The organism is Streptomyces sp. NPDC015131, assembly GCF_043079975.1.
In the GTDB taxonomy this organism is placed as follows: Bacteria; Actinomycetota; Actinomycetes; order Streptomycetales; family Streptomycetaceae; genus Streptomyces.
Map to the genome: position 1 here is coordinate 357,467 of NZ_JBIBVB010000008.1, position 25,996 is coordinate 383,462.

The following is a 25,996-nucleotide window of genomic DNA, read 5'->3' on the forward strand; positions in this document are numbered from 1 at the left end:
CCCGATGCACCGCGGGCCAAGTCCCGCGCCACCGGAGGTGGCTCCCCCCATGAACCACGACGTCATCGTGCTCGGCGCGGGCCTGGCCGGTCTCGCCGCCGCCCGCGACCTCGCCGCCGGCGGCGCGGACGTCCTCGTCGTCGAGGCGCGCGACCGGGTCGGCGGCCGGGTCGAGCAGACCGCGCTGCCGGACGGACGGCTCGTCCAGCTCGGCGGCGAGGTGGTGGGCCGCGCGCACACCGCCTACACCGCGCTCGTCGCCGAACTGGGCCTCACCCTGGTGCCCAGCTACGTCGCCGAGCCCGGCGCGCTCGTGCGCGCCACGCCCGAGGGGGTGTCCGCCGGGGACCCTCCGCACTGGTTCGGGGCCGGGGACGACGCCCGGCACCGGGAGGCGTGCGCCGCCTTCGCCGCGCTGGCCCGGACCGTCGACCCCGCCGACCCGTGGTCCCACCCCGAGGCCGCCGCCCTGGACCGGCTCTCGGTCGGCGACTGGCTGCGCGCGACGGGAGCGGGGCCCGCGGTCGTACGCCTCTGGGAGATCGGCCAGCTGGCCCTCGCCGACGGCTCCTGCGAACGGACCTCGCTGCTCGCCGCGGTGCGCAAGCACGCCGCCGTCCCCGGTGACGCCCCCTACGCCTACGAGGCGTGGGAGGGCCTGAGGGTGGCCGAGGGCTCGGCGACGGTGGCGCTGCGGATGGCGGCCGGTCTCGCCGGACGGGTCCGGACGGGCTCCCCGGTCGTGTCCGTCGCCGTGCGGCGGCACGGTGGCTGCTCCGTACGGCTCGCGGGCGGTGAGACGCTCACCGCCGGGGCCGTGGTCAGCGCCCTGCCGGCCGGCCCGCTGCGCGCGGTGGCGGTGAGCGGGGTGCCGGAGGAGCGGCTCGACTCGCTGCACCGCCAGCGCCACGCCGTCGCGGCCAAGTTCACGGCGGCGTACGAGCGGCCCTTCTGGCGCGCGGCGGGGCGCAGCGGCCTCTCGGAGAGCGAGGGCGTCCTCGGCAGCACCTGGCCGCAGAGCCAGGGCGTCCTCTCCGCGCTCGTCCCGCCCGAGCGGTACGGCGTGCTGCTGGGCGCGCCGCCCGGGTCGCGCACCGCCGGACTGCTGGCGGAGGTCGCGCGGCTGTACGGTGACGAGGCGCTCCGCCCGCTCGCCTGCCATCTGCGGCTGTGGGGCACCGATCCCTGGACGCTGGGGTACGTCACCCAGTGGGCGCCCGGGGATGTGATGGCCGTCGGCCCGGCGCACGGCACGCACGCCCCGCCGTTCTACGTCTGCGGTTCGGACCAGTGGGTGGCCGGCTACATGGAGGGTGCGGTACGGACCGGGCGCGCCGCCGCCGAGGAGGTGCTGCGCCATGGCTGAGGTGCTGCACAACCACATCGGCGGGGTGGACCGGCCGGCCGCGTCGGGGGCGGTCATGGACCTGGTGGACCCGGCGACCGGGCGGGTGCACGGCCGTGCCCCGCTGTCCGGGCCGGCCGACACGGACGCCGCCTGTGCCGCCGCCTCCGGCGCGTACGAGCGGTGGGCGGTGACGACCCCGGCCGAGCGGCAGCGCGCCCTGCTGCGGATCGCCGATGTGGTCGAGGCGCACGCGGACGCGCTGACGGCCGCCGAGTGCCGGGACACCGGGAAGCCTCCGGAGCGGTTCCGGGAGGGTGAACTGCCCGCCATCACCGACACGTTGCGCTATTTCGCCGGTGCCGCGCGGAACCTGCCGGGGGCGGTCGCCGCCGAGTACACGGAGGGCCGTACGTCGCTGCTGCGCCGGGAGCCGGTCGGGGTGTGCGCCCAGATCACTCCGTGGAACTACCCGTTGATGATGGCGGTGTGGAAGATCGCGCCGGCGATCGCCGCCGGGAACACCACGGTGCTCAAGCCCGCCGACACCACGCCGTCGTCGTCGGTGCTGCTGGCCCGGCTCGCCGCCGCCCATCTGCCGCCGGGCGTGCTCAATGTGGTGTGCGGCGACCGGGAGACCGGCCGGGCCCTGACCGCGCACCGCGAGGTGGCCCTGGTCGCGCTCACCGGCAGCGTCCGGGCGGGCCGGGAGGTCGCGGCCGCGGCGGCGGCCGGACTCAAGCGGGTCCATCTGGAGCTGGGCGGCAACGCGCCGGTGATCGTCCACGACGACGTGGACGTGGCCGCGACGGCGGCGGAGCTGGCGGGCATCGCGTACGACAACGCCGGGCAGGACTGCACGGCGCCCGCGCGGCTGCTGGTGCGGCGCGAGGTGTACGACGACTTCGTCGCCGCCTTCGCCGCCTCGGCGCGCGAACTGTGCGTCCGGACCGGGGTGGGTCCGCTCAACAGCGCCGCCCAGCTGGCGTCGGTGCGGGGGCTGCTGGAGCGGCTGCCGGGCCGGGCGGAGATCGTCACGGGGGGCCGGCGCGTGGAGTCCCCGGGCTTCTTCCACGAGCCGACCGTGGTGACCGGGGTGCGCCAGGGCGACGAGATCGTACGGGAGGAGATCTTCGGACCGGTGGTGACCGTCCAGCCCTTCGCCGGCGAGGCGGAGGCGCTGCGGCTGGCGAACGGCGTCCCGCTGGGCCTCGCGGCGAGCGTGTGGACGGCCGGCCACGACCGGGCGATGAGGGCGACCCGGGCGCTGCACACCGGCATCGTCTGGGTGAACACCCATGGCACGACGGTCTCCGAGATGCCCCACGGCGGGGTCAAGAACTCGGGCCACGGCAGCGATCTGTCGATGTCCGGGCTGCTGGACTACACCCAGGCCAAGCACGTGATGTTGTAGCGCGCGCCGCCATGGGCCGTGCCCGGGACGCGCGCGCGGCCGGCCGGTGGCGCTCTCGTCGGGGAGCGCCACCGGCCGGGGGACACGGCCGCGGCCGGCGGGCTCAGCGGCCGAGGGCCTGCTTGAGCTCCTGCTTGTTCATCGAGGAACGGCCTTCGATGTTCTTCTTCTTGGCCTCCGCGTACAGCTGGTCGCGGGTGGGGCCCTGGGCGCCGCTGTGCGAACGCTCGCCGCCGCGCTGCGAGGCGGACTTCCGGTCCTGGGTGGAGGTCTTGCTTGCGGTCTTCGACTCGCCGGACCGCGCGCGCTCCTTGTTGACCGTGCGTGCGGCGATCTCCTTCGCCCGGCCGGTCGGCGCGCCCCGCTTCTGGGCGCTGTCCTTGATGTGCTCGTACTGCCGTTCCCGCTTGGGGCTGGATCCTGCCGGCATGGTCGCCTCCGATGTCGTGGTTCGTCGCAGTCCGATGTCTGCCTCGTTCTCCCGACTGCCCCGTCGGAAGCGCGCCTACCCGGACCTCTGCCATTTCACGTCAGGTGCGTCCGGCGGGCCCCGCCGGGCGCACCAGTCGGGTGACGGCGCCATGAGTCCCGGCGGCACCGTCCTGAGTACGCGCACTCAGGACGACGGCTCCGGGCCGGGGCGACGATGACGTCCCGCCGCCCGTCCGGGCCGTCGTACCGGCCCGGGCGCCGGCCGTCCCACCGTCCGTCCCGGAGCCAGGAGAAGCGCATGCTCAGCCGTCTCGCCCAAGGTCTGGTGCCCACCGTCGGGCGCCTCACGGTGACCGCCGACGCCGGGGCGGGGTTCGCTCCGGGCAGCATCGTCACCGCGAACCACACCTCCCTCGCGGACCCGGCGGTGCTGTTCGCCGCGCTGGGGCGGCTGGGCGTCCGGCCGGTGGTGATGGCCGCCGCGGGGCTGTGGCGGGTGCCGTTCCTCGGCCGGTTGCTCGCCCGCGAGGGCCACATCCCCGTGCACCGCGGCGACCGGCGCGCCGCGCACGCGCTGGACCTCGCCGCGGCGGCCCTGGAGGCGGGCCGGCTGGTGCTGCTGTACGCCGAGGGGGGTCTGCCGGCCCGCCGGGACGCCGCCGAGGCGCCGCCGCTGGCGTTCCGCACCGGTCTGGCCCGGCTCGCCGGGCGCACCGGCGCGCCCGTGGTGCCGGTCGGCCAGGCGGGGGCCCGCCGGATCACCTCGGGCGGCGTGGCCAAGCAGGTGGCGGGGCTGGTCACCGCCCCGCTGCGCCGCCCGGACCTGCACGTCCACGTCGGGGCGCCGCTGACGCCGTCGGGCGATGTCGCCGCCCGTACGGCCCAGGTGCACCGGGCGGTGAGCGAGGCGTGGCGGACGGCGGCGGCCCGGCTCGGCGAGCCGGGCCGGGCGACCGCTGCCGGAGCCTGACGGTTCGTCAGCCGGTCGGTGACCCGGCCCCGGGTCCCGGTTCGGGCCCGGTGGTCGAGGACGGAGGCGCGGCCGACGGTGGCGGGCTGACGCTCGCCGTGGCGGCCGGAGCGGTGCCCGGGCCGCCCGGGGGCCGGCTGGGGGTCGCCCCGCCGGGGGTGGCGCCCGGGGTGGCGCTCGGGCTGGGGGTGGGGACCGGACTCGGGGTGGACTCGGGGGCGGAGGGCGCGGGGGTCGGGGAGACGGTACGGGGCGGCACGGCCGGCGGGGCGGGGCGCGGGCCGGCCGGGTCGGGGCCCAGGGCGAGCCAGGCGGCACCCGCCACCGCGGCGGCGGCGAGCCCGGCCAGCCCGGCGCGGAACACCGGCCGCGGCAGTCGCCGCCGCACCCGGCCCGCCGGGCGGGGCGGTGCGGCGGGACGCAGGTCCCGTACGGTGACCGCGTCCGCCCGGGCGTGCAGCGCCTGCCGGAGGCGGCCCTCCACGGGGCGTTCGCGTGGCGCGCCGGTCGTCATATCCGTCCCTCCAGGATGCGTTCCAGCGCGTCCAGGGCGCGGCTGGCGTTGGACTTGACCGCTCCCCGGCTGATGCCCAGGGTCTCGGCGATCTCGGCCTCGCTGAGGTCGGCCCAGTAGCGCAGGACCAGGACCTGCCGGCGGCGGGGGGTGAGCCGGGCCAGGGCGGCCAGGACCTCGCGGTGCGCCTCGTCGAGCACGACGTGCTCCTCGGCCGAGGGGACGTCGGAGAGCGCGGGCGGTGTCCAGGCCCGGGCGGTGCGGCGGCGGCGCAGTACCGAGCGCGAGGTGTTGACGACGGCCGTGCGCAGATAGCCCAGCGCGTTGTCGACCTCGGCGATGTGCTCCCCGTGGCGGCGGTAGAGGGCGGTGAAGGCGTCCTGGACGACGTCCTCGGCGGTGGCGAGGTCGTCGACGAGCAGGACCGCGAGGCGGACCATGCGCAGCCGGTGCGCGTGGTAGAGGTCGGTGACGGTCGGCGGCGGGTCGCCGGCGGCGTACGGGGCCGGGGCGTGGGCCCGCGCGTGGTGCGGTGGCGCGGGCGGGGCGGGCCGGTCGTGGCGGAGCAGCAGGGCGCGCAGGGCCGCACGCACGCCCCGCCCGCCGCGCGGTGCCCGGAACGGGACGGGCAGGACGGGGCGGAGCGGCAGGGCGTGGTGCGGCACGGGGTTCCTCGGGTCGAACACGTCAGCGGAGCGCGCGCCGCCGGACGACGTACAGGGTGGCGGCGCCGATGCCGACGAGTCCGGCGGCGCCCGCGCCCAGGGCGGTGTTGGTGGCGGTGGAGCCACCAGTATGGGCGAGTTCGGGGTCCGTGCTGGGGGCCGGGGTGGGGGTGGTGCCCGGCGGGACGCTGACCGACGGGGAGGGCCGCGCGGACGGCGCGGCGGAGGGCTCGGCGGACGGGGCCGTGGACGGCTGCGCGGAGGGCGGGGCGGACGGCACCGGGGCGGGGGTGGCCGGGGGCGTGGAGGGGCTGGCGCTGGGCGCCGGGGAGGGGGTCGCGGAGGGTATGGCGGCGTGGCCGCCGGTGGCGAGGGCCGGGGCGGCGAGGGCGCTCAGCGCCGCGCCGGCGACGGCGGTCGTGACGACCGCGCGCTTCAGGTGGTTCACGTGGTTCTCCCGGGTCGGCAGGGGCGCGGGTTCACGCCCTTTCACCCCCGCACGACGCGCGGGGGGCCGGGAGGTTGCCGGTCGGGGGAAAGTTTCCGGAGAAGTTTTCGGGAGGGTCGCGGCGCGGTGGCGTCAGCGCGGGCCGGCGCCGGGTCCCGGCGGGGTGCGCGGGGCGCCTGCCGGGGGTTCGGTGGCGGGCGTCCCCGCGGAGCCGTCCGGCCCGGTGCCCGAGGCGGAGGTGACCCGGGTCCCCGGGTGGCGCAGGGCGCAGAGGAACGCGACGCCGAGCGCGATGGCCATGCCGTAGAAGACGTACTGGTTGGCCTCGGCGAAGTCCAGGCGGACGGCGTCCATGACGTCCCGCATGGCGGACGCGGCCGGGCCGTCCCCGGTGGGCTGCTGTCCGTCGGGGTGCCCGGTCACCGACTCCGCGATGTGGCGGGCGGTGTCCTCGGCCCGGTCCTCGGGCAGGCCCCGGGAGGTGAGGGTGTCGGTGATCCGGCTGGTGGTGACGTGGGTGAGGATCGTGCCGAAGATGGCCAGGCCGACGCTGGCCGCGTAGTTGCGGACGGTCTGGGTGATGCCGGTGACCTCGCCGTAGGAGGCGCCGATCGCCCGGTTGACCGCGTCGGTGGACGCCGGGGCGAGGAGGAAGCCGATACCGGCGCCGGCGAGGGCGGCGTACGGCCACTGGTCGTGCGTGGAGAGGTCGGTGAGCTTGCTCGCCCACAGGGCGAAGCCGGCCGCGCCGAGCGCGCAGCCGAGCTTCATCGCCGGCCGCGCCCCGCGCTTGTCGAGGATCCGGCCGCCCCACTGGGAGGCGATGCCGAAGCCGATGAAGAAGTACAGCAGGTACAGGGCGGCCTGGTTGGGCGAGGAGCTGAGCGAGACCTGCGCGTACACCGAGGCGAAGAAGAACACCGGGACGAAGGCGAGCATCGCGAAGAACAGCACCAGGATGTCGACGGTGAAGGCCCGGTCGCGGAACACCTCCAGCCGGACCAGCGGGTGCTCCCGCGTCAGCTCGTACCGGCAGAACAGCACGAGGACGACCAGTCCGCCGGCGATGCACGCCCAGGTGGCGACGCTGCCCCAGCCCCAGGCGGACGCCTGCATCAGGCCGAGCACGCTCAGCCCCATGCCCGCGCACACCAGGGCGGCGCCCACCACGTCGAGCCGCTCGGGCCGCCGGGTGTTGGGGATGTGCGCCATCGCGGCGAGGACGAGCGCCACCACGGCGACGGGGACGTTGACCCAGAAGACGGCCCGCCAGGTCCAGTCGGTCAGCCAGCCGCCGAGCAGCGGGCCCAGGGCGGTCAGGGCGCCGGACAGGCCGAAGAACAGCGCCAGCGCCCGGCCGCGTTTCTCGACCGGGAACACCGTGATGACCACGGCGAGCGCCGCGGGGAACATCAGCGCGGCGCCGAAGCCCTGGGTGGCCCGGAAGATGATCAGCCAGCCCTGGGCGAAGCCGCCGGTGGGGACGCAGCCGCAGAGCACCGACGAGAGGACGAAGACGAGCGTGCCGGCCAGCAGGACCAGCCGGTGCCCGAAGAGGTCCGCGAGCCTGCCGCCGAGGGCGAAGAAGGCGGCGAGGGCCAGCAGATAGGCGTTGACGACCCACTGCATGCCCGACGACGACAGGTCGAGCTCGTCGATGATGCTCGGCGCGGCGATGCTGACGATGGTCTGGTCGATGAACGTCATCGACACGGCGAACAGCGTCGCGGCCAGGGCGAGGGACTGGCTGGGCTGCTTGGCGCCGGTGGCGGGTGCCGCCGTCCCGGGCCCGGGGGAACCCCTGTGAGCGCTCATGGTCAACATGGTCGCCCCGCTCCTCCCGGCCCGCACGCCGGGTCCACTCGTGTCAGCATCGAGGGGTGAGGGCCGCGGGCCGGCCGGACAGCCGAACCGATGGGGTGCAGCGCATGGGCGACCACGAGGTGACCGTGGGTTCCCCGCGGCTGCGGGACCCCGGCCTGTCGCAGGTCGTCGCCCGGGTGGCGTCGGGCGACAAGGACGCCTTCGGCACGCTGTACGAGGCGGTCGCCGCGCCGGTCCTCGGGCTGGTGCGCAGCGTGGTCCGGGACCCGGCGCAGTCCGAGGAGGTCGCGCAGGACGTGATGGTCGAGGTGTGGCGCACCGCCGCCCGGTTCTCGCCCGACCGGGGCAGTGTGATGGCGTGGGTGATGACGATGGCCCACCGCCGTGCGGTGGACCGGGTCCGTGCGGAGCAGGCGGCGTCGGAGCGGGAGCGGCGCAGCGCGCGGCGGGAGCGGATGCCCGCGTACGACGAGGTGAGCGAGGCGGTCACGGCGCGGCTGGAGAGCGAGCAGGTGCGCCGGTGCCTGCGGTCGCTGACGGAGGTGCAGCGCCAGGCCCTGACCCTGGCCTACTACCGGGGCTACACGTGCCGGGAGGTCGCCGCGTCGCTGTCGGCGCCGGTCGGGACAGTGAAGACCCGGCTGCGGGACGGTCTGATCCGGCTGCGGGACTGCATGGGGGTGACGGTGTGAGCGGTGGGGTGAACGGCGTGGCCGAGGAGCCGGACCCGCACGCGGCGGCGGGTGCGTACGTCCTGGACGCGCTGGACGGCGAGGAGCGCGAGGCGTTCGTCCGCCATCTGGAGGGCTGCGCCGCGTGCGCCCGGGAGGTGCGGGAGCTGACCGCGACGGCGGCGCTGCTGGGGGCGGCGGTGGCGGCGCCGCCGCCGGCCGGGCTGCGGGACGCGGTGTTCGCCCGCATCGACGGCGTATGGCAGGAGCCGGCGGCCGGTAGGGCGCGGGAGGTGCGCGCCGATGAGCCGCAGGAGCCGGCGGCCGGTGGGGCGCGGGAGGTGCCGGAGGGCGCCGCTGCCCCGGGCCCCGGGGTGCGAACCGGGCCTCGCGGTGGGCGGGCCTTCGGCGGGCGGGCCTTCGGCGGGCGGGCCGGGAAGCTGGTGCTGGCCGCGTGCCTGGCGGTGGCGGCCGGGCTCGGCGGGGTGGCCGTCTGGCAGTGGCAGGAGGCGCGGGACGCCGACGAGCGGGTGCGGGAGGCCCGGCAGGAGACGGACCGGCTGCTCGCGGTCCTCGCCGCCCCGGACGCGCGGAGCACCACGACGACGGTGGGCGGCGGGACCCGGGCGACGGTCGTGGTGTCGCGCGCGGAGAACAGCGCGGTGTTCCTGGCGTCGGGTCTGCCGCGGCTGCCGGGTGACCGGACCTATCAGCTGTGGTTCGACGAGGACGGCGCGATGCGGGCCGCCGGGCTGGTGGGGCGGGACGGCGCGTCGCTGATGGAGGGGGATGTGGACGGGGCCACCGGGATCGGTGTGACGGTCGAGCCTGCGGGTGGTTCGCGGCAGCCGACGACGGACCCGGTGATGCGGATGACGCTGCCGGTCTGAGGGCCGCGGAGCGCCCCCACGGCCCAGGGGCGGTGGGGGCGGGGCGCCGCGGGTGTCACATCTTCGGCATCAGGACGCTGTCGATGACGTAGACGGTGGCGTTGGCGGTCTGCACATTGCCGCACACCACGTTGGCGGTGTTGTTGACCTTGTACGACTCGCCCGAGCCGGACGTGGTCAGGGTGCCCTTCTCCAGGGTCTCGAAGGAGCCGTCCTGCATCTGCTGCGGGGTGATCTTCTGGCCCACCACGTGGTAGATGAGGATCTTGGTCAGGGCGGCCTTGTCGTTGAGGACCTGGTCGAGCTGGGCCTTGGGGATCTTGGCGAACGCCTCGTTGGTGGGCGCGAACACCGTGATGTTCTCGGCCTTGTTCAGCGTGTCGACCAGTCCGGCCTTCTGTACCGCCGATGCCAGCGTGGACAGGGCCGGGTTGTTGGACGCGGCGGTGGCCACGGGGTCGTCCGCCATCCCCGCCGCGCTTCCCTCGCCCTCCTGGGGCAGCGAGGCGCAGGCGGGGCCGAAGGGCTGGTCCGGGGCGGGGGCGGCGGACGCGGGCCCGGCGGCCCAGGCGGTCAGTCCCAGCGGCAGGACGGCGGCGACGGCCACGGCTCCGGCGGCACGGCGGATTCGGATCGCGTTCATCGGTTCATCCTTGGTGTGAGGTGTGCTGCGCCGGAGGCCGCTCGGCCGGCGGTCGCCCGGCGCGGTGGGACGGGCTTTCCATCGCTTCACACCCGTACTTCGGAGCCGGGCCCGGTCCGGATTGGTCCCGGGCCCGGATCGATGTCAGATCCCGTCGAGCACGGTGTCGGTGGTGGTGACGACCGCGCACCGGCCGGCGGCCCAGCGCAGGGCCATGGCGTGCTCCTCGGCGGAGAAGTCCGCCACGGCGTCGGCGACGACGAAGGCCCGGACGTCCCGCATCCACGCGTCGCAGGCGGTCATCAGGACCCCGATGTGGGCGTAGACGCCGGTGAGGATCAGCTGGTCCCGGCCCAGGGCGGCGAGCCGCTCGGCGAGGTCGGTGCGGACGAAGCCGCTGTACTTCCACTTGGTGAGCACGGTGTCCCCGGGGCCGGGGGCCACGGCGTCGGCGATGGCCTCGGCCGCCGGGTCGGCGGGCAGCCCGGGTCCCCAGAAGTCCTGCTGGAGGCCGCGCTCCTCCGGGGTCTGGCCGCCCGGCTGGGCGGTGTAGAGGACGGGGATGCCGAGGGCGGCGGCCCGCTTCCTGAGGGCGGCCACGTTGCCGAGCAGCTCGGGGACGGGGGACGCCTGGGTGTCGTAGGCGGAGAGGAAGTAGTTCTGGAGGTCGTGCACGAGCAGGACCGCGCGGTCGGGGTCCGCCTTCCAGTCGACCCGGTTGGCGGGCAGGTCGGCGGGGGCGGGCATCGGGTACGGGGTGATCTTGGGCAGGGCCATGGTGGAGGAGTCTCGTCCGGTTCGTTCAGCTGTCGGAAGGGGCGGAGGGTGCGGCGGGGGCGGAGGGTGCGGCAGGGGCGGGTGAGCCCGCGGGGGTGTCGGGGCCGGTGGTCCCGGCCGCCTGGCGGAGGGCCTTCTTGGAGATCTTCCCGACTCCGGTCTGCGGGAACTCGGTGACGAACTCCACCCGGTCGGGCACCTTGTAGGCGGCCAGGCCGCGGTCGCGGACGAACCGCTTGACGGCCACCGGCTTCAGCGGCACGGCACCGGCCCGCAGGATGACATAGGCGCAGGTGCGTTCGCCGAGGTACGGGTCGGGCTCGCCGACCACGTTGGCGTCGTGCACGGCGGGGTGGGCCAGGATGTGGTTCTCCACCTCCTCGGCGGCGATCTTCTCCCCGCCCCGGTTGATCTGGTCCTTGGCGCGCCCCTCCACGACGAGGTGGCCGGTCCCGGTGAGGCGGACGATGTCGCCGGTGCGGTAGAAGCCGTCCTCGGTGAAGGCGCGGGCGTTGTGCTCGGGCGCGTTCCAGTAGCCGCGGATGGTGTACGGGCCGCGGGTGAGGAGGTGCCCGGTGGCGCCCACGGGCAGGTCCCGGTCCTCGTCGTCGACGACCCGGATCTCGTCGTCGGGCGAGATGGGCCGGCCCTGGGTGGTGACGATGGTCTCCTCGGGGTCGTCCAGGCGCGTGTAGTTGACCAGGCCCTCGGCCATGCCGAACACCTGCTGGAGGGTGCAGCCCAGGGCGGGGCGGACGCGCCGGGCGGCCTGCTCGCTGAACTTGGCGCCGCCCACCAGCAGGACGTCCAGGCTGCTGAGGTCGTGCGCGGTGCGCGCGGCGGCCTCCGTCCAGACCAGGGCGAGCGGCGGGACGAGCCCGGTGATGGTGACGCCCTCGCGCTCGATCAGTGCGAACGCCGTCTCGGGGCTGGGCTGCGGGCAGAGCACGACGCGGGCGCCGGCGTACAGGGCGCCGAGCGTGCCGGGCGAGGAGAGCGGGAAGTTGTGCGCGGCGGGCAGGACGCACAGGTAGACGCTGTTCTCGTCCACCGCGCACAGTTCGTTGGAGCCGCGCAGCGAGTAGATGTAGTCGTCGTGGGTGCGCGGGATGAGCTTGGGGACGCCGGTGCTGCCGCCGGAGAGCTGGAGGAAGGCCAGGTCACCGGGGCCGGGTCCGTCGAGCGGGACGGGGTCGGCGGGCACGTCGGCGAGCGGCTCGAACTCCCCGGCGTCCGGGCCCGTGACGAACACGTGCCGGAGGGTGGGGACGTCGGCGCGGACGGCGGCGGCCAGTGTGCGGTAGTCGTAGCCGCCGTGTTCACCGGCGACGACATAGGCGGCGGCCTCGGTGAAGGCGCAGAAGTAGCGGATCTCCGTCTCGCGGTGCGCGGGCAGGGCGAAGACCGGCAGCGCGCCGATCCGGAACAGGGCGAAGATCACTTCGAAGAACTCGGCGGTGTTGGGCAGCTGGACGACGACCCGGTCGCCCTTGCCGATGCCGCGGGCGAGCAGTCCGGCGGCGAGCCGGTCGGCGCGGGTGTCGAGTTCGGCGTAGGTCCAGCGGCGGGGCTCCGTGCCGGCGGTGCCGGGGTCGACGATCGCCACCCGGTCCGGGTGCGCGGCGGCGCGGTCGCGGAGCATGGCGCCGAAGGTCTCGCCGCGCCAGTACCCGGCGGCGCGGTAGCGCTCGGCGGTGTCGGCGGGCCAGGTGGGGGTGGGGTGGACGGTCACAGCTGGGCTCCCACCGCGCTGAGGAAGGTACGGAACTTGGCGGCGGTCTCGGCGGTCTCCGCCTCGGGGTCGGAGGCGGCCACGACGCCGGCGCCGGCGTACAGGCGCAGCGAGTCTCCGGTGGCCTCGGCGCAGCGGATGGTGACGACCCATTCGCCGTCGCCGTCGGCGTCGCCCCAGCCGACCATGCCGGTGTAGAAGCCGCGGTCGACGGGCTCGCTCTCCCGGATGACGCGGCGGGCGGTCTCGGTGGGGGTGCCGCACACGGCCGGGGTGGGCTGGAGGGCGCTGGCGAGGTCGAGGGCGGTGGTGTCCGGGGAGCGCAGGGTGCCGGTGACGGTGGTGGAGAGGTGCCACATGGTGGCGGTGCGCACGAGGGTGGGGCGGGCGGGGACGATCAGGTCGGCGCAGTGGCGGGCGAGTCCCTCTTCGACGGCGTTGACGACGACGGCGTGTTCGTAGAGGTCCTTGGCGGAGTCCAGGAGGGCGGCGGCGCGGCGTACGTCCTCGGCGAGGTCGGGGTGGCGGGGCACGGAGCCGGCCAGGGGGTTGGCGACGACGCGGTTGCCGTGCCGGGAGACCAGCAGTTCGGGGCTGGCGCCGAGGAGGGTGCGGCCGGGTCCGGTGGGCAGGGCGAAGGTGTAGCCGGACGGGTCGCGGCGGGCGAGCCGCTGAAGCATCGCCGGGAGGTCGAAGGGCCGGGCGGCCTCGACGCGGAGGGTGCGGGCGAGGACGACCTTGCTGAACTCGCCCTGCCACATGCGGTCCACGGCCGCGGCCACGGCCTTGGCGTAGTCCTCGGGCGCCGGCTCCTGATGCACCGTCAGTTCATTGGGCGCCGGCGGGTCCGCGGGCAGGGAGGCCAGCGGGTCGGCGGTGAGGGGCGGCGCGGTGTGCAGGGTCGCGGGTACGGCGAGGGCCGCGGGCGCGTCGGGTGCGAACGGTACGGCGCCGATGACCAGCGGCGAGGCGTGGCCGGCCGCGCGGGCCGCCGCCAGGGTGGCCGCCACCCGCCGGGTCACCGGCCGGTCGTCGTGCGGCACTTCGGCGTGGACGCCCCGGCCGAGGAGCGTGCGCGTCGGGGTGGCGAGGAACCGGGCGCCGGGGACGTAGGAGTCGAGCAGGGCGGTGGCGACGCCCACGGCCGGGTGGGCCGGTTCGGCGAGCGTGCGGACTGCGGCGACCTGGGGTGCCGTCGACACGGTGGGGCTCCGTTTCTCGCACGACCGGCTGCGGGCGCGGGTGTGCGGTGCGGGTACGGGGTGGGGTGCGCGGGGGTGTGGCGTGCGTGCGCGGGGTGCGGTGCGCGGACGGGCGCGCGCCCGCGGGGCGCCCGGAAGGGGGCGCCCCGCGGGGCGGGTGTTCAGCGGAGGGTGGCGCCGCCGTCGACGTACAGCTCCTGCAGGGTGATGTGGCGGGCGAGGTCCGACGCCAGGAAGAGGACCGCTTCGGCGATGTCCGACGGTTCGGCGATGCGGCCGAGCGGGATGCCGGTGCGGTACGTGGCGGGGTCGCCGTCGACGACCCGGCGGGGGGCGTCGGGGTCCTGCCACAGCGCGCGCTGCATGGCGGTGTCGGTGGAGCCGGGGGCGACGACGTTGCACCGTACGCCGCTGCGGGCCAGCTCCAGGCCCAGGCACTTGGTGTACATGGCGGCGGCGGCCTTGGACGCGGCGTAGGCGCCCATGTGGACGCGGGGCACTCCGGCCGCGTTGGAGCCGACCGTGACGATGCTGCCGCGGCCGCGGGCGGCCATGCCGGGGGCGACGGCGCGGGCGGTGTGGAAGACGCCGGTGGTGTTCACGGCGAAGGTGTCCGCCCAGTCGGCGTCGGTGAGTTCGGCCGCCGGGCCGGGGCGCAGGATGCCCGCCACATTGACGAGGACGTCCAGGGGGCCGTGCCGGGTGGCGGCGGTGTTCACGACGTCCCGGACGGCGGTGGCGTCGGTGACGTCCATGACGTACGGGGTGATGTCACCGGCCTTGTCCGGCCGGGCGGTGGCGTCCGGCCATCCGGCCGCGAGGGCCTCCACGCCCTCGGCGCGGTGGTCGGTGGCCGCCACATGGGCGCCCTGGGCGGCGAGCGCCCGCGCGACGGCGGCGCCGATCCCCTGGCCGGCCCCGGTGACCAGCGCGCGGCGGCCGGCCAGCAGCCCGGGCGCGTCCGGGGTCGCGTACGCGTCTCCGGATCTTCGCTCGGCCGGGGACGTGTACGCGCCGGCTATGGCGTCGGACATGCCTGCGACCCCCCTTTCCGTGCAGGGGCTCTCCCCCCTGGCTGTTTAGGTAAGGCTAACCTTATCAAGCCATGGAGGTGTCCGACACCGGTGAGCCGCACGGACGTTCGGCGGGGCGGCCCGCCGGCCCGCCGGCCCGGCGCACCCGCGGCGCCCCGCCCCGGGGCTAACGGCGGCTGCGCACCAGCAGGTAGAGGAAGTAGGGCGTCCCGATCACGGCGGTCATCATGCCCGCGCCGAGCTGGGCCGGGGCGATCACCGTGCGGCCCACCAGATCGGCGGCGCAGACGAGTACGGCCCCCAGGAGCACCGCGACCGGCACCACGCGCGCGTGCTGACGCCCCACCAGCGCCCGCGCCGCGTGCGGCGCGACGAGCCCCACGAAGCCGATCGTCCCGGCGGCGGCCACGGCCGTGGCGCTGAGCAGTACGCCGAGGGACAGGAAGCCCAGGCGCCCCCGCCCCAGCCGGATGCCCAGCAGCCGGGGGGTGTCCTCGTCCAGCGACACCAGGTCCAGCTCGGTGCGGCACGCCATGGCGGCGGCCAGGCCGGCGGCGAGCACCACCGCCAGGGGCAGCACATCGGGCCAGGTGCGCCCGTAGGTGGAGCCGGACAGCCAGGTGAGCGCCTTGGTGGCGTTGAACGGGTCGGTGAGGATGATGAGCAGGCTGATCAGCGCGGACGTCCCGGTGGCGACGCCGAACCCGACGAGGACCAGCCGGTTCTGCTGGAAGCCGCCCCGTGCCGCGAGCCCGAAGACCAGCACGGAGCTGAGCGCGGCGCCCCCGAAGGCGGCACCCGCCACGCCCCAGGTGCCGGCCATCGGGACGGTCGTCACCAGGAGGACGGCGCCGAGGGCGGCGCCGCCGGACACTCCGAGGACGGCCGGTTCGGCGAGCGGGTTGCGGGTGACGGCCTGGACGAGGGTGCCCGCCAGGCCGAGCGCCGCGCCGGCGAGGAGGGCGGCGGCGACCCGGGGCACCCGGGTGTCGAGGACGAAGGCGGTCGCCCGCCCGGCCCTCCCCTGGAGCCAGTTCGCCACGTCGCCCAGCAGCAGTTTGCTGTCGCCGAGCAGGACGGCCGCGACGGTCACCCCGGCCAGCACGGCGACGAGCACGGCCGTGGTCGTGAGGAAGGCGGTCCTGCTGCGCAGCCGCAGCCGGTCGGGCGCGGTGGCCCCGGTGGTGTCCTTCAGCCGTACCGCGAGGACGATCAGGAAGACCGCGCCCACGAGGCTGGTGACCACACCGGTCGGCACGGCGACCGCCGTGTCGGCCGGGACGACGGCGCGCAGCAGCACGTCGGAGCCGATCACCAGGGCGGCGCCGATGAGCCCGGCGGCGGGCAGGGCGGCCCGGGTCCGGGTGAACGCGCGGATCTGGCGCGCCAGTCCGCGCAGCAGGGCGGGGGCGCACAGGCCGATGAAGCCGATGGGCCCGGCGAGAGTGACGGCGGCCGTGGAGAGCAGCGCGGCGAGCACCACGGCGGTGACCCGGGTGGCGCGCACCGGTACGCCCAGGCCGCGCGCCGCGTCGTCGCCGAGGGCGAGGGCGTCGACCCGGCGGGCGAGGAGCAGCAGCCCGACGAGGCCCACCAGGCCGAGGGGCGCCATCCGGACGATCCCGTCGAAGCCGCTCTGCGCGATGCCGCCCTGGTTCCACCGGTAGAGGCCCTGTGTCTCCTCGGGGAAGAGCAGCAGCATCCCCTCGGTGACGGCGGTGAGCCCCAGGGTGAGCGCGCTGCCCGCGAGGACGAGCCGGACGGTGCCGGTGCCCAGCCCGGACAGGCCGAGGACGACCGCCGCCGCCGCGAGCCCGCCGGCGAACGCGACACCGGAGGAGGCCAGCAGCGGCAGCGAGACGCCGGTGGCCGCGGCGATGCCCAGGGCGGCGTACGAACCGGCGTTGACGGCGAGGGTGTCGGGGCTGGCGAGGACGTTGCGGCTGACCGCCTGGAGGGCGGCGCCGGCGACCCCGAGCAGGGCGCCGACGAGCAGTCCGGCCGCCATCCTCGGCAGCCGGGAGGCGACGACGACGGACGCGTCGGACGGGTCGGCCCGGCCGGTGAGCGCCTTCCAGACCTCCGGGGCGCCGACCGAGGCCGTGCCCTGGGTGATGTCCACGGCCGCGAGGACGGCGACGAGGAAGACCAGTGCGGCCGTCACCGCGGCCGCGCCCGCGAAGGACGCGGCCGCCGGTGAACGGGTGGCGGACGTGGGTGCGGTGACGGCCATGGGGTTACTTCGTCAGGGCGGTGACGACCTGGTCGATGTACGCGTTCATCGACTCGGGCCCGCCGAACATCCAGATGCCGTCGGGCAGCCGGTGCACGTTGCCCTTCTTCACGAACGGCAGCGAGGTCCACACCTTGTCCTTGGCGAGGACGCCGGTGAAGGGGGTGCTGCTCTTGTCGCCGTCGTTGCCGATGTGGGCGAAGTGGACGTCGCCCAGCTTCGTGAGCCCCTCGACGTCGGTGGAGCCGAGGCCGTAGCTCGCGTCGCCCTTGACGGTCCAGGCGTTCTTCAGGCCCAGCCGCTCGTTGACGGCGCCGATGAGGGAGCCGCTGGTGAAGGGCCGGATCGTCACCTGGTTGGAGACGACGTAGCCGTCGGCGAAGGCGTACCGGGCGCCCGCGAGGCCGGCGCCGGCGAGGGCCTTCTTCCCCTCGGCGATCTTGGCCTCGAAGCCCTTCTTGAGGGCGGCGGACCGCTCGGTGGTGCCGGTGGCCCTGGCGATGAGGTCCAGGTTGCCGGTCATCCGGCCGATCGGGTCGGCGGCGTCGGCGGCCCGGACGTTGAGGACGGGGGCGACCTCGCGGAGCTGCTTGACGGCGGCCGGGGGCAGGTCGGTGGTGGCGACGATGAGGTCCGGCTTCAGCGACGCGATGGTGTCCATGCTCGGCTCGCCGCGGGTGCCGATGTCCTTGGGCTCGTTCTTCAGCGGGACGGCGGTGTCCCAGGTCTTGTAGCCCTTGACGTCGGCGACGCCGACCGGGTCGACGCCGAGCGAGATCAGGCTCTCGACGACGTTCCACTCGGTGCCCACGACCTTCTTGGCGGGGCCGTCGAGCTGCACCTTGACGCCCGAGGCGTCGGTGAGCGTGATGCGCTCGGCGGACTTCGCGGTGTCGTCGGCGGCGGGCTCGGTGGTCCCGCAGGCGGACAGGGTGAGGGCCGCGGCGGTGGCGGCGGCCGCGGTGAGGAGGAGGCGTCTCATGACGGGGTGCTGAGCCTTTCGGTTCGCGAGTGGTGCCGGCCGATCGCGCGGGTGCGCAGCCGTCCGGTCAGGGGGTCGGTATCGACGTCGATGCGGATGCCGTACGTGCCGGTCAGCCGCTCGGCGGTGAGGACGGCGGCCGGGTCGCCGTCGGCGACGATCCGGCCCTCGTGGAGCAGGACGATCCGGTCGGCCACGGCGGCGGCCTGGTCGAGGTCGTGCAGGACGGCGCCCACGGCGATCCCGTGGTCGTCCGCCAGGTCGCGCATCAGGTCGAGGAGTTCGACCTGGTAGCGCAGGTCGAGGTAGGTGGTCGGCTCGTCGAGGAGCAGCACTCCGGTCTCCTGGGCGAGGCAGCCGGCCAGCCAGACGCGCTGGAGCTGCCCGCCGGAGAGGTGCTCGGCCCCCCGGTCGGCGAGGCCGGTGACGCCCGTCAGGGCGAGCGCCCGGTCCACGGCCGCCGGGCCGTCCGGGTCGGTCCTGCCCCAGCGCCCCCGGTAGGGGTAGCGGCCGAACTCGACCACGTCCCGCACGGTCAGCCCGCTGGGCGTGGGCCGGCCCTGGGTCAGCAGCGCGACGCGGCGGGAGAACTCACGGGGGCTCAGGGCGAGCGCGTCGGTGCCGCCGTCGAGGGTGAGCGTGGCGGTCCTGGGGCGCTGCAGCCGTGCGATCGTCCGCAGCAGCGTCGACTTGCCGCTGCCGTTGGGGCCCACCAGGACGGTGACCTCGCCGGGCCGCAGCGTCACCGACGCGTCGTGGACGACGTCGACGCCGTCGTACGCCACGGTCACACCGGTGGCCGACAGTTCGTGGCCGCGGGCGCGGCCGGCCTCGGGGGACTCTTCACCTGGATGCACGGGCAAAGGTTAGCCTAACCTTACGATCTTGCATCCCCGGGGTCCCGGGACGAGCGCAAGGCACTTTTCCGCCATGTTCGCGCGGCCACCGGACGAACCGCCGCCGCTCCGCCGCCGTCCTCTCCGGTATGCGTACCCTTCTCGCCGCCCTGGCCCAGCTCGGCCGGTTCACGCTGCTCCAGGTGCGGTGCTGCGCCTTCGCGGTGGCGCTGCTCGGCGGGATCGCGGCGTCGCGGCTGCTGCCGGAGCTCCCGGTCGCCCGCTACGACCTGGTGCTGGTGTACGGCGTGCTGCTGACGGCCGCGGCCGGGCTGCTGGGGTGGGAGTCCCGGCGGGACACCCTGGTCGTCGTGGCGTGCCATGCGGTGGGGCTGCTGTTCGAGCTGGTCAAGGTGCGGCTGGGGTCGTGGAGTTACCCCGAGGAGGCGCTGACCAAGGTCGCCGGGGTGCCGCTGTACGGCGGCTTCCTGTACGCGGCGGTGGCCTCGTACGTCTGCCGCGCCCGGCGCCTGTTCGACCTGCGGCTGACCGGGTACCGCCGTGCCGCGACGGCCGTGGTCGCGGCGGCGGTCTACGTCAACTTCTTCACCCACCACTGGCTGCCGGACCTGCGGTGGCCGCTGGCCGTCGCCATGGTGGCGGTGACCGCCGGGACGTGGGTGGGCTTCGCGGTGGGCCGGAGCCGGTACCGCATGCCGCTCGCGGTCGCCTTCGTCCTGATCGGCTTCTTCCTGTGGGTGGCCGAGAACGCGGCGACCTTCGTGGGCGCATGGAGCTACCCGCACCAGCTCGATGGGTGGGAGCCGGTGGCGCTCGCCAAGTTCGGCGCGTGGGCGCTGCTGATCGGCGTCACGTTCGTCCTGGCGGAGCGGCTGGCCTGGGAGGCCGGGACCGGGCGGCCCGCCCCGGCGGCGGCCCCGGGCGGGGAGCCGGTTCCGCCGGGCCGGGAGCCGGACCCGGGCCGGGAGCCGGTTCCGCCGGGCCAGGAGCCGGACTCGGACCGGGAGCCGGTTCCGCCGGGCCGGGCCGGCGGTGGGCGCACCGGTACGGGAGGTCAGTCGCGGGCGGCCGGGTAGTCCGGGTAGTCCGGGTAGTCCGGGCGCTCTCCGGCGGCGCGGGCCGAGGCGTGGACGGCGGCGTGCACGGCGCGGGCCAGGCGGGCGCCCCACAGCGAGCGGGGCCCGGCGAAGGCGTGGACCTCCCCCTCGCCGTCCCCGGGCGCGCGGGCCGCGACGCACACGGCGTCCGTGGGGGTGCCCGAGCAGTCGTACCCGGCGTCGAGCAGCGCCTGCACCTTGGCCTCGGTGGCGGTGGCCACCGCGTTGACCAGGGCGGCGTCGGTCAGCGCCACCGGTACGGCGGCCACGATGTTGACGGTGCCCGGCCGCCCCGGCCCGGCGGTCCCGGGTACGGGGGCGGCGGCCCAGCCGCGTACCCCGAGGCCCGCGGTGGCGAACGCGCCGACGCCGCCGTCGTGGCCCCGGCCGTGGCGCGCGACGTCGGCGGCGGTCATCAGGCCCACACCGGCTCCCCGCAGCCCGGCGCCCGCGGCCAATTGGGCGAGGTGCCGGTCCGGGTCGGTGCGCCGGTAGCCGTGCGAGACCTGGGCGTTGAGCACCCAGGAGCGGGCACCGATCCCGCCGCCGAGCACCGCGCTGCTGACCATCCGCCAGCCGGGGCCCGCGCGCCACAACAGGGCGCCCAGCCGCTCACCGTCCTCGTCGCGGGTCAGCCGGAGCACCGGCAGCGGGCCGGTGGCGTGCCGGGGCGGGGGGACGGTGGCGGTCACCGGGCGGGGCTCCTCGTGGGCGCGGACCCGGTGATCCTACGCGGTGGCACCCGGGCGGTGGGCCGGAAGGCTCAGCCGTCGACCGTGTGCCTGCGGTGCCGGTGTTCGCCCTCGGCCGGTTCGTACGACGGGCACTCGGGGTTGTGGCAGGAATCGGTCTTCCACAGCGGCACATAGACGCCCATGGTCTTGTGCCGCTCGATGTGTTCGGTCACCGGAGTGCGGCAGGCGGGGCAGAGATGTCCGGCCTGTCGCGCCGTCTCATGCTCGTCTCTGCTCATGCCCCAAGAATAGGTCAAAACCTGCTAAAGGCGACCAAAACTGTACTCACCGGGGGCCGCCCCCGTCGCCGGGCGGCGACGACGACCCGTTGCCCGGCGGCGAACCGTTGCCGGGCGGCGAACCGTTGCCGGGCGGCGACGACGACCCGTTGCCCGGTGACGACCCGCCGTCCGGTGACGACCCGCTCTCCGGCCCCGCCGCCTCGCCCGCGTGCCGGGGCGGCCGCCGGATGCTGAGGATCACCGACACCGCCAGCACCACCACGATCACCGCCAGGCTCACCGGCGAGGGGATCTCCGGCACGCTGGGGCTGAAGATCTCGTGGCTGGCCTGGAGGATCAGCTTCAGTCCGATGAAGGACAGGATCAGCGCCAGCCCCTTGCTCAGGTAGTGGAAGCGGTCGAGCAGCCCGGCGAGCAGGAAGTACAGCGCCCGCAGGCCCAGGATGGCGAAGGCGTTGCTGGTGTAGACGATGAACGCGTCGTCGCTGACGGCGAGGACGGCCGGGACGCTGTCCACCGCGAAGATCAGGTCGGCGGCCTCGATCGCGGCCACCACGGCCAGCAGCGGGGTGGCGACCCGTTTCCCGGCCTCCTTGACGAAGAACTTCATCCCCGCGTACTCGTCCCGCACCGGCATGATCTTGCGCAGCAGCCGCACGGCGAAGCTGCGGCCCGGGTCGAAGCTCTCCTCCTCCCCCTTGAGGATCTTGTACGTGCTGTAGAAGAGCACGGCCGCGAAGGCGAACAGCACCGCGGTGAACCGGCTGACGACCGCCACACCGGCCGCCAGGAAGATGCCGCGGAAGATCAGCGCCCCCATGACGCCGAAGAACAGCACCCGGTGCTGATAGGCGCGGGGCACCCGGAAGTAGGCGAAGATCAGCGCGAAGACGAAGAGGTTGTCGACCGACAGACTCTTCTCCAGCAGCCACGCCGTGGTGTACTCGACCCCCGGCGCGGTGCCCAGCACCACGAAGACGACCACGGCGAAGACCAGCGCGAGGCCCACCCAGACCCCGCTCCACGCCGCCGCCTCCTTGAAGCCGATGACATGGGCGCGCCGGTGGGCCAGCAGGTCCACCGCCAGGGACACGACGACGATGACGGCGAACACCGCCCACAGCCAGAACGGCACGTCGAGCACGGAAGACCCCCTCCTACGGGTGGGGCCGGAAATGTCTCCTTTCAGAAAGTCTCGCCCACGGCCGCTCCCCTGTCGTCCGCGCGCCCCTCCCCGGCCGGGCCGCCGCCCAGCAGCAGCAGCGCCAAGGGCGTGGGTGCGTGGCGCACCGAGCGGCCCGCGCGCGTGGTGGTGAGCAGTCCGGCGGCCCGCAGCGCCGAGGCGTGGGCGGAGGCCGTGGCGGCGCCGACCCCGAGGCGGCGCGCCAGCCCGGTGGTGGTGGCGCCGCCCTCGTCGAGGGAGCGCAGCAGCGCCAGGCGCGTGCGCCCCAGGACCCCCGCGAGCGGTTCGCCGCCCGCGCCGGGGTCCTGGTCCGGTACGGGCGGCACGCCCCGGCCCACCGGGAGGGCGAGCGCCACCGGGCGGCCGGGCAGGTCCTGGACGAGCGGTCCGTGGCGCCAGTGGAAGGTGGGCCGCAGGACCAGCCCGCGCCCGCCGAGCCGGATCTCCCGCACGCCGGCCGCGCCCGGGCCGCCCGTACCGTCTGCCCGGCCCTGACCGGCCACCCCGCCCGTACCGCCCGCCCGGCCCGTACCGTCCGTGGCACCCGCACCGTCCGCCCGGCCCGTACCGTCCGGTGCGGGCCACTCCCAGACGCCTCCGGCCAGCCGCGACCCGGGCACCAGGCCGGTCAGCGCGGCACCGACGCCCCGCTCGGCGACGGCGAGGGCGTGGCGGGTGAACTCCGCCCGGTGCAGGTCCTGGACGAGGGGCCAGACCGGTGCGAGGACATGCGCGTGGGCCGCCCGCTGCGCCCGCTCCAGGGTCCGCAGCGCCCCGGCCTCCCCGCCGTGCAAGGCCCGGATCCACGGGGGCGCGGGGCGCCGCGCGTAGACCCGCTCGATCCCGGACCGCACGGCCTCGGGGCGGGCCTCCGCGATCAGGGCGAGCCCCTCGTCCAGGGTGTCGCCGAGGACGTCCAGGAAGGCGGGCGGCGTCCCGTCCGGTACGAGGTCGGCGAGCGGCCCGGCCGCGCGGGGCAGGCCCCGCAGCAGCCGGGCGCGCCACTGCCCGGTGAGGAGGTCCGCTCCCGGGGCGGCCAGCGCCATCAGCGCGGCGTGCAGCTCCGGCAGGGGCGAGGGCCGGGGCGCGAACCGTACGAGGGCGAGGTCGTCCGCCGTGAAGTGGATCCGCAGCATGCACACTCCCCCGTTCCGCACCGGCCTTTCGGGCCTCGCCGAACAGATCGCCCCGGCGCGCCCCCGGGACCCAGCATGCCTGCATGATCGATTCGTACGCTTCCGGCCCCGGCCGGCGCTCCGTCGTCCGGGGCGGCCTGGCCGGCGCCGCCGCCCTGCTCCTCGCCCACGCCGCTCCCGGCTCCGCCGCGGCCTCCGGAGTGCCCGGTTCCGCGGGGCGGGCGGGGGCCACCGTCCCGCTGCTGCCCGCGCCGACCGGCCCGTACCCGGTCGGCGCCCGGGTCCTGCACCTCGTCGACCGGTCCCGCCCGGACCCGTGGGAGCCCGCGGCCGGCGCCCGTGAGCTGATGGTCACCGTGCTGCGGCCGGCCGTCCCCGGGCGGCGCCTCCCGCGCCTGCCGCACCTGACGCCCCTGGCCGCCGAGACGTTCGCGGAGCTGGGCCCGCGCATCCGCCCGTGGCTGCCGGCCGCCGGGGTCGACTGGGCGGCCACCCTGGCCCACGCGCGCGTGGGGGCCCGCCCACTGCCCGGCCGGCGCCCCGTCCTGCTCTACAGCCCCGGCGGCGGTGACGCCCGCACCATGGGCACGTCCCTGGCGACCGACCTCGCGTCGCACGGCTGGACCGTCGTGACGGTCGACCATCCCGGCGACACGAGCGAGGTGGAGCTGCCCGGCGAGCGGCCGGGCCGTCCGCGCGTCCGGACGACCTCGCTGGGCCCCGTCATCGACACCGCGACCTTCCGCACCATGATCGAGACCCGGGTGGCCGACCTCCGCTTCGTCCTGGACGCCCTCGGGGTCCGGCGGGCCGGGCTCTACGGGCACTCGGCGGGCGGCACCGCGGTCGCCCAGGCCCTCTTCGAGGACCGGCGGTTCGCGGCGGCGGTCAACCTGGAGGGGTATCTCGACCACGTGGACGGCGCGCTGTTCCCGGTGGCGCGGGAGGGCACGGACCGGCCCCTGCTGCTGGCGGGCACCGACGGCTACCGCGACGCCCGGCTGGACCGGTCGTGGGCGGCGCTCCTCGCGCACGGCGGGCCGGTCGCCCGCCGGCAACTCGGCTCCACCTCGCACTGGGTGTTCACCGACTACGCGGCCCTGGTCCCGCAGTTCCAGACGGCCGGCCTGATGACGGCAGCGGGGCGGGCGGAGATGGTCGGCCCGGCGGATCCGGGCGTCACCGTGCCGGCCGTCCGCGCGCTCGTACGGTCCTTCTTCGCCCGTCACCTGCCGCGCTGAGGGAACCGGGCGGGCGCCGCGCACGCGCCGGGGGGCTCAGCCGCCGTACAGCCGGCTGTCGTACCCGGCGGCGTCCACCAGGTGGTAGAGCCCGAAGGCGCCGGGGAACAGCACCAGGGCCAGCACCCCGAGCCGTAGCAGGACCGGGGCCGCGACGGTGACGGACGCGCTCTGGCTCCTGACCGTGCGCCAGTCGCGGCAGCGGCGGATGTCGCCCCCGCAGGCCCACCAGAAGAACAGGCCGATCACGATCCCGAAGGCCGCCAGGGACGCGGAGAACCCGCCCACGACGGCGAGGAACGTCATCCGGTCGTGGTGGTCGCCGACGAACAGGGCGCCGGCCCCGAGGAGGGGTACGGCGGCCAGGCCGTAGAGCGCGCCGCGCGCGGCGACGTCCCGGAGCCGGAGCAGGGGCCGGACGATCTCTGCCTCGCTGTGCATGTGCGGCACGGTAGTCCAGCCGTCCGGCCCCGCTCCGACCGCCTCCGGCCTCCCGGGCTTGACCTTCGAGTTGCTCGAAGGCCGAGGATGGCCGGGTGACCTCCGCCGAACCCACCCCGCCCACCGGGCTGATGCCCATCGGTACCTTCGCCCGCCGCAGCGGGCTGACCCCGAGCGCCCTGCGGTTCTACGCCGACTCCGGGCTGCTCCGCCCCGCCGAGACCGACCCGGTGACGGGCTACCGCCACTACCGCGAGGCCCAGGTCCCGCGCGCCGCCGCGCTGCGGGGGCTCCGCGAGATCGGTATGCCCCTCACCGCCGTCGCCGAGGTCCTCGACGCCGCACCCGGCGAGGCGTCCCGCCTCGTCGACGCGCACGTCGCCCGGGTCCTCGGGGAGGCCGCCGGCGCCCGGCGGACGGCCGCGGCCGTCACCGCGGCGCTCACCGGCGCGTCGCCGGTGCCGGTGGCCGTCCTGAAGGGCCCCGTCCTGGCCGACGCGGTCGAGCAGGTCCTCACCGCGACCGCCACGGAACCGGGCCTTCCGGTGCTGGCGGGCCTGCGCGTCGAGGTCGCCCCGGAGGCCGTCACCCTGACCGCCACCGACCGCTACCGGCTGTCCACCCGCACCCTCGTGCCGGACACTTCCGTCACCTCCGCCTGGGCGGCCACCCTCCACGGGGACGACCTGCGGGCGGCGGCCCCCGAGGTGCGCCGCAGCGCGCGCGTACGGCTGGAGGCGACACCGCACGGGGTGTGGCTGCGCCTGCCGGACCGCGAGGACCCGTACTGCCGGGTGCTGGCCGAGGAGTTCCCCGACCACCGGGCGGTGCTCGGCTCACTGCCGGAGGCCACGACCCGGGCGACCGTGCGCAAGGAGGCGCTCCTGCGCGCCCTGGAGGACCACCCCGGCGAGCGGATCGCCCTGCGGTTCGGCTCCCGGGGCGTCCACGTCCTCCCGGCCGGGGGCCGGCGGGAACCCGGCGGTGGGACCGGCCTTCCGGCCGCCGTCACCGGGGACGCCCTCACGGTCGGGTTCTCCCTGACCACGCTCTATCCGGCGGCCAGCACGGCCGTCGGCCCCGATGTGCTGCTCGACCTGCGGGGCCCCGACCGTCCGGTGACGGTGCGCTCGGCCGACCGGGGCGACCTCACCACCCTCGCCATGCCCGTCGCGCTGCCCGAACCGGACGGCGCCTGAGAGCCTGTCGGCACCCCACCACGCAAAAAAGCAAGGAGCCCGCGCTCCTTGCCACTCTCAACGTATAGCAGACAGGGGGTCTTGCCGCAA

The 25,996-nt window shown here is 75.9% G+C and carries 25 protein-coding genes and 1 pseudogene; 8 read left to right on the forward strand and 18 right to left on the reverse strand.

The window, feature by feature from the left end; genetic code table 11:
* Positions 1-49 precede the first annotated feature (49 nt).
* Together ACF08D_RS29445 and ACF08D_RS29450 are read left to right on the forward strand one after the other, a co-directional pair.
* Positions 50-1,366 carry a flavin monoamine oxidase family protein gene (locus tag ACF08D_RS29445; RefSeq protein WP_392226932.1) on the forward strand — a complete coding sequence of 439 codons (1,317 nt, stop codon included), beginning with the start codon at positions 50-52 and terminating at the stop codon, positions 1,364-1,366.
* The gene (locus tag ACF08D_RS29450) at positions 1,359-2,759 is read left to right on the forward strand and encodes an aldehyde dehydrogenase family protein (protein WP_392226934.1); all 1,401 of its coding nucleotides are present in this window, start codon (positions 1,359-1,361) and stop codon (positions 2,757-2,759) included. Before ACF08D_RS29445 ends, ACF08D_RS29450 begins: the two co-directional genes overlap by 8 nt.
* Positions 2,760-2,862: 103 nt before the next feature.
* Here ACF08D_RS29450 and ACF08D_RS29455 read toward each other — a convergent pair whose 3' ends face one another.
* The gene (locus ACF08D_RS29455; protein ID WP_392226936.1) at positions 2,863-3,189 is read right to left on the reverse strand and encodes a plasmid stabilization protein; all 327 of its coding nucleotides are present in this window, start codon (positions 3,187-3,189) and stop codon (positions 2,863-2,865) included.
* 300 nt (positions 3,190-3,489) lie between these two features.
* Between ACF08D_RS29455 and ACF08D_RS29460 the strand changes: the two genes are divergently transcribed.
* Positions 3,490-4,161, forward strand: a complete 672-nt coding sequence (locus ACF08D_RS29460) for a lysophospholipid acyltransferase family protein (RefSeq protein WP_392226938.1) — start codon at positions 3,490-3,492, stop codon at positions 4,159-4,161.
* Positions 4,162-4,168: 7 nt separating this feature from the next.
* On the opposite strand, the gene ACF08D_RS29465 is transcribed toward ACF08D_RS29460, so the two are convergent.
* From ACF08D_RS29465 to ACF08D_RS29480, 4 genes are all read right to left on the reverse strand, one after another.
* On the reverse strand, positions 4,169-4,675 hold the full coding sequence (locus ACF08D_RS29465; RefSeq protein ID WP_392226939.1) for a hypothetical protein: 507 nt from the start codon (positions 4,673-4,675) through the stop codon (positions 4,169-4,171).
* Positions 4,672-5,340 carry an RNA polymerase sigma factor gene (locus ACF08D_RS29470; RefSeq protein WP_392226941.1) on the reverse strand — a complete coding sequence of 223 codons (669 nt, stop codon included), beginning with the start codon at positions 5,338-5,340 and terminating at the stop codon, positions 4,672-4,674. The genes ACF08D_RS29465 and ACF08D_RS29470 overlap by 4 nt, the downstream gene beginning before the upstream one ends.
* Before the next feature lie 22 nt (positions 5,341-5,362).
* Positions 5,363-5,788 (reverse strand): sortase-dependent protein, encoded by a 426-nt coding sequence (locus ACF08D_RS29475; protein ID WP_392226943.1) that lies wholly within the window; start codon positions 5,786-5,788, stop codon positions 5,363-5,365.
* Between the two features lie 132 nt (positions 5,789-5,920).
* The gene (locus ACF08D_RS29480; RefSeq protein ID WP_392226945.1) at positions 5,921-7,603 is read right to left on the reverse strand and encodes an MFS transporter; all 1,683 of its coding nucleotides are present in this window, start codon (positions 7,601-7,603) and stop codon (positions 5,921-5,923) included.
* Between the two features lie 113 nt (positions 7,604-7,716).
* On the opposite strand from ACF08D_RS29480, the gene sigK reads away from it, so the two are divergent.
* Together sigK and ACF08D_RS29490 are read left to right on the forward strand one after the other, a co-directional pair.
* Entirely contained in the window at positions 7,717-8,304 is a 588-nt protein-coding gene (gene sigK / locus ACF08D_RS29485) for an ECF RNA polymerase sigma factor SigK (protein ID WP_392226947.1), read from the forward strand.
* Entirely contained in the window at positions 8,301-9,173 is an 873-nt protein-coding gene (locus tag ACF08D_RS29490; RefSeq protein WP_392226949.1) for an anti-sigma factor domain-containing protein, read from the forward strand. Before sigK ends, ACF08D_RS29490 begins: the two co-directional genes overlap by 4 nt.
* Before the next feature lie 55 nt (positions 9,174-9,228).
* Here ACF08D_RS29490 and ACF08D_RS29495 read toward each other — a convergent pair whose 3' ends face one another.
* The 8 genes from ACF08D_RS29495 to ACF08D_RS29530 form a co-directional block, all read right to left on the reverse strand.
* Positions 9,229-9,816, reverse strand: coding sequence for a fasciclin domain-containing protein (locus ACF08D_RS29495; protein ID WP_392226951.1), 588 nt, complete (start codon positions 9,814-9,816; stop codon positions 9,229-9,231).
* Between the two features lie 144 nt (positions 9,817-9,960).
* Positions 9,961-10,593 carry an isochorismatase family protein gene (locus tag ACF08D_RS29500; RefSeq protein ID WP_392226953.1) on the reverse strand — a complete coding sequence of 211 codons (633 nt, stop codon included), beginning with the start codon at positions 10,591-10,593 and terminating at the stop codon, positions 9,961-9,963.
* A gap of 25 nt (positions 10,594-10,618) precedes the next feature.
* Entirely contained in the window at positions 10,619-12,325 is a 1,707-nt protein-coding gene (locus ACF08D_RS29505; protein ID WP_392226955.1) for a (2,3-dihydroxybenzoyl)adenylate synthase, read from the reverse strand.
* Positions 12,322-13,527: an isochorismate synthase gene (locus ACF08D_RS29510; protein WP_392226956.1), complete on the reverse strand. Its 1,206-nt coding sequence runs from the start codon at positions 13,525-13,527 to the stop codon at positions 12,322-12,324. The genes ACF08D_RS29505 and ACF08D_RS29510 overlap by 4 nt, the downstream gene beginning before the upstream one ends.
* A gap of 161 nt (positions 13,528-13,688) precedes the next feature.
* Positions 13,689-14,561: a 2,3-dihydro-2,3-dihydroxybenzoate dehydrogenase gene (locus tag ACF08D_RS29515; protein ID WP_392226958.1), complete on the reverse strand. Its 873-nt coding sequence runs from the start codon at positions 14,559-14,561 to the stop codon at positions 13,689-13,691.
* Positions 14,562-14,727: 166 nt separating this feature from the next.
* A complete protein-coding gene (locus tag ACF08D_RS29520) occupies positions 14,728-16,794 on the reverse strand; it encodes an iron ABC transporter permease (protein ID WP_392226960.1) in 2,067 nt (688 codons plus the stop codon).
* Positions 16,795-16,798: 4 nt separating this feature from the next.
* Complete coding sequence (locus ACF08D_RS29525; RefSeq protein WP_392226962.1) at positions 16,799-17,776, reverse strand: ABC transporter substrate-binding protein; 978 nt, start codon at positions 17,774-17,776, stop codon at positions 16,799-16,801.
* Positions 17,773-18,633: an ABC transporter ATP-binding protein gene (locus ACF08D_RS29530; protein ID WP_392226964.1), complete on the reverse strand. Its 861-nt coding sequence runs from the start codon at positions 18,631-18,633 to the stop codon at positions 17,773-17,775. The genes ACF08D_RS29525 and ACF08D_RS29530 overlap by 4 nt, the downstream gene beginning before the upstream one ends.
* Positions 18,634-18,761: 128 nt before the next feature.
* On the opposite strand from ACF08D_RS29530, the pseudogene ACF08D_RS29535 reads away from it, so the two are divergent.
* A pseudogene (locus ACF08D_RS29535) lies at positions 18,762-19,499 on the forward strand (DUF817 domain-containing protein); the annotation flags it as partial.
* Between the two features lie 188 nt (positions 19,500-19,687).
* On the opposite strand, the gene ACF08D_RS29540 reads toward ACF08D_RS29535, so the two are convergent.
* From ACF08D_RS29540 to ACF08D_RS29555, 4 genes are all read right to left on the reverse strand, one after another.
* Positions 19,688-20,422, reverse strand: a complete 735-nt coding sequence (locus ACF08D_RS29540) for an adenosylcobinamide amidohydrolase (protein WP_392226966.1) — start codon at positions 20,420-20,422, stop codon at positions 19,688-19,690.
* A gap of 71 nt (positions 20,423-20,493) precedes the next feature.
* Positions 20,494-20,703, reverse strand: a complete 210-nt coding sequence (locus tag ACF08D_RS29545) for a hypothetical protein (protein ID WP_392226968.1) — start codon at positions 20,701-20,703, stop codon at positions 20,494-20,496.
* A 46-nt stretch (positions 20,704-20,749) separates the two neighbouring features.
* Entirely contained in the window at positions 20,750-21,850 is a 1,101-nt protein-coding gene (locus tag ACF08D_RS29550) for a TerC family protein (RefSeq protein WP_392226970.1), read from the reverse strand.
* Between the two features lie 41 nt (positions 21,851-21,891).
* Complete coding sequence (locus tag ACF08D_RS29555; RefSeq protein ID WP_392226972.1) at positions 21,892-23,025, reverse strand: ArsR family transcriptional regulator; 1,134 nt, start codon at positions 23,023-23,025, stop codon at positions 21,892-21,894.
* Positions 23,026-23,108: 83 nt separating this feature from the next.
* On the opposite strand from ACF08D_RS29555, the gene ACF08D_RS29560 reads away from it, so the two are divergent.
* Entirely contained in the window at positions 23,109-24,266 is a 1,158-nt protein-coding gene (locus tag ACF08D_RS29560; RefSeq protein ID WP_392226974.1) for an alpha/beta fold hydrolase, read from the forward strand.
* A 36-nt stretch (positions 24,267-24,302) separates the two neighbouring features.
* On the opposite strand, the gene ACF08D_RS29565 is transcribed toward ACF08D_RS29560, so the two are convergent.
* A complete protein-coding gene (locus ACF08D_RS29565; RefSeq protein WP_392226975.1) occupies positions 24,303-24,707 on the reverse strand; it encodes a DUF6336 family protein in 405 nt (134 codons plus the stop codon).
* A 131-nt stretch (positions 24,708-24,838) separates the two neighbouring features.
* Here ACF08D_RS29565 and ACF08D_RS29570 point away from each other — a divergent pair, with 131 nt between their 5' ends.
* Positions 24,839-25,906: a MerR family transcriptional regulator gene (locus ACF08D_RS29570; RefSeq protein WP_392227104.1), complete on the forward strand. Its 1,068-nt coding sequence runs from the start codon at positions 24,839-24,841 to the stop codon at positions 25,904-25,906.
* Positions 25,907-25,996 lie beyond the last annotated feature (90 nt).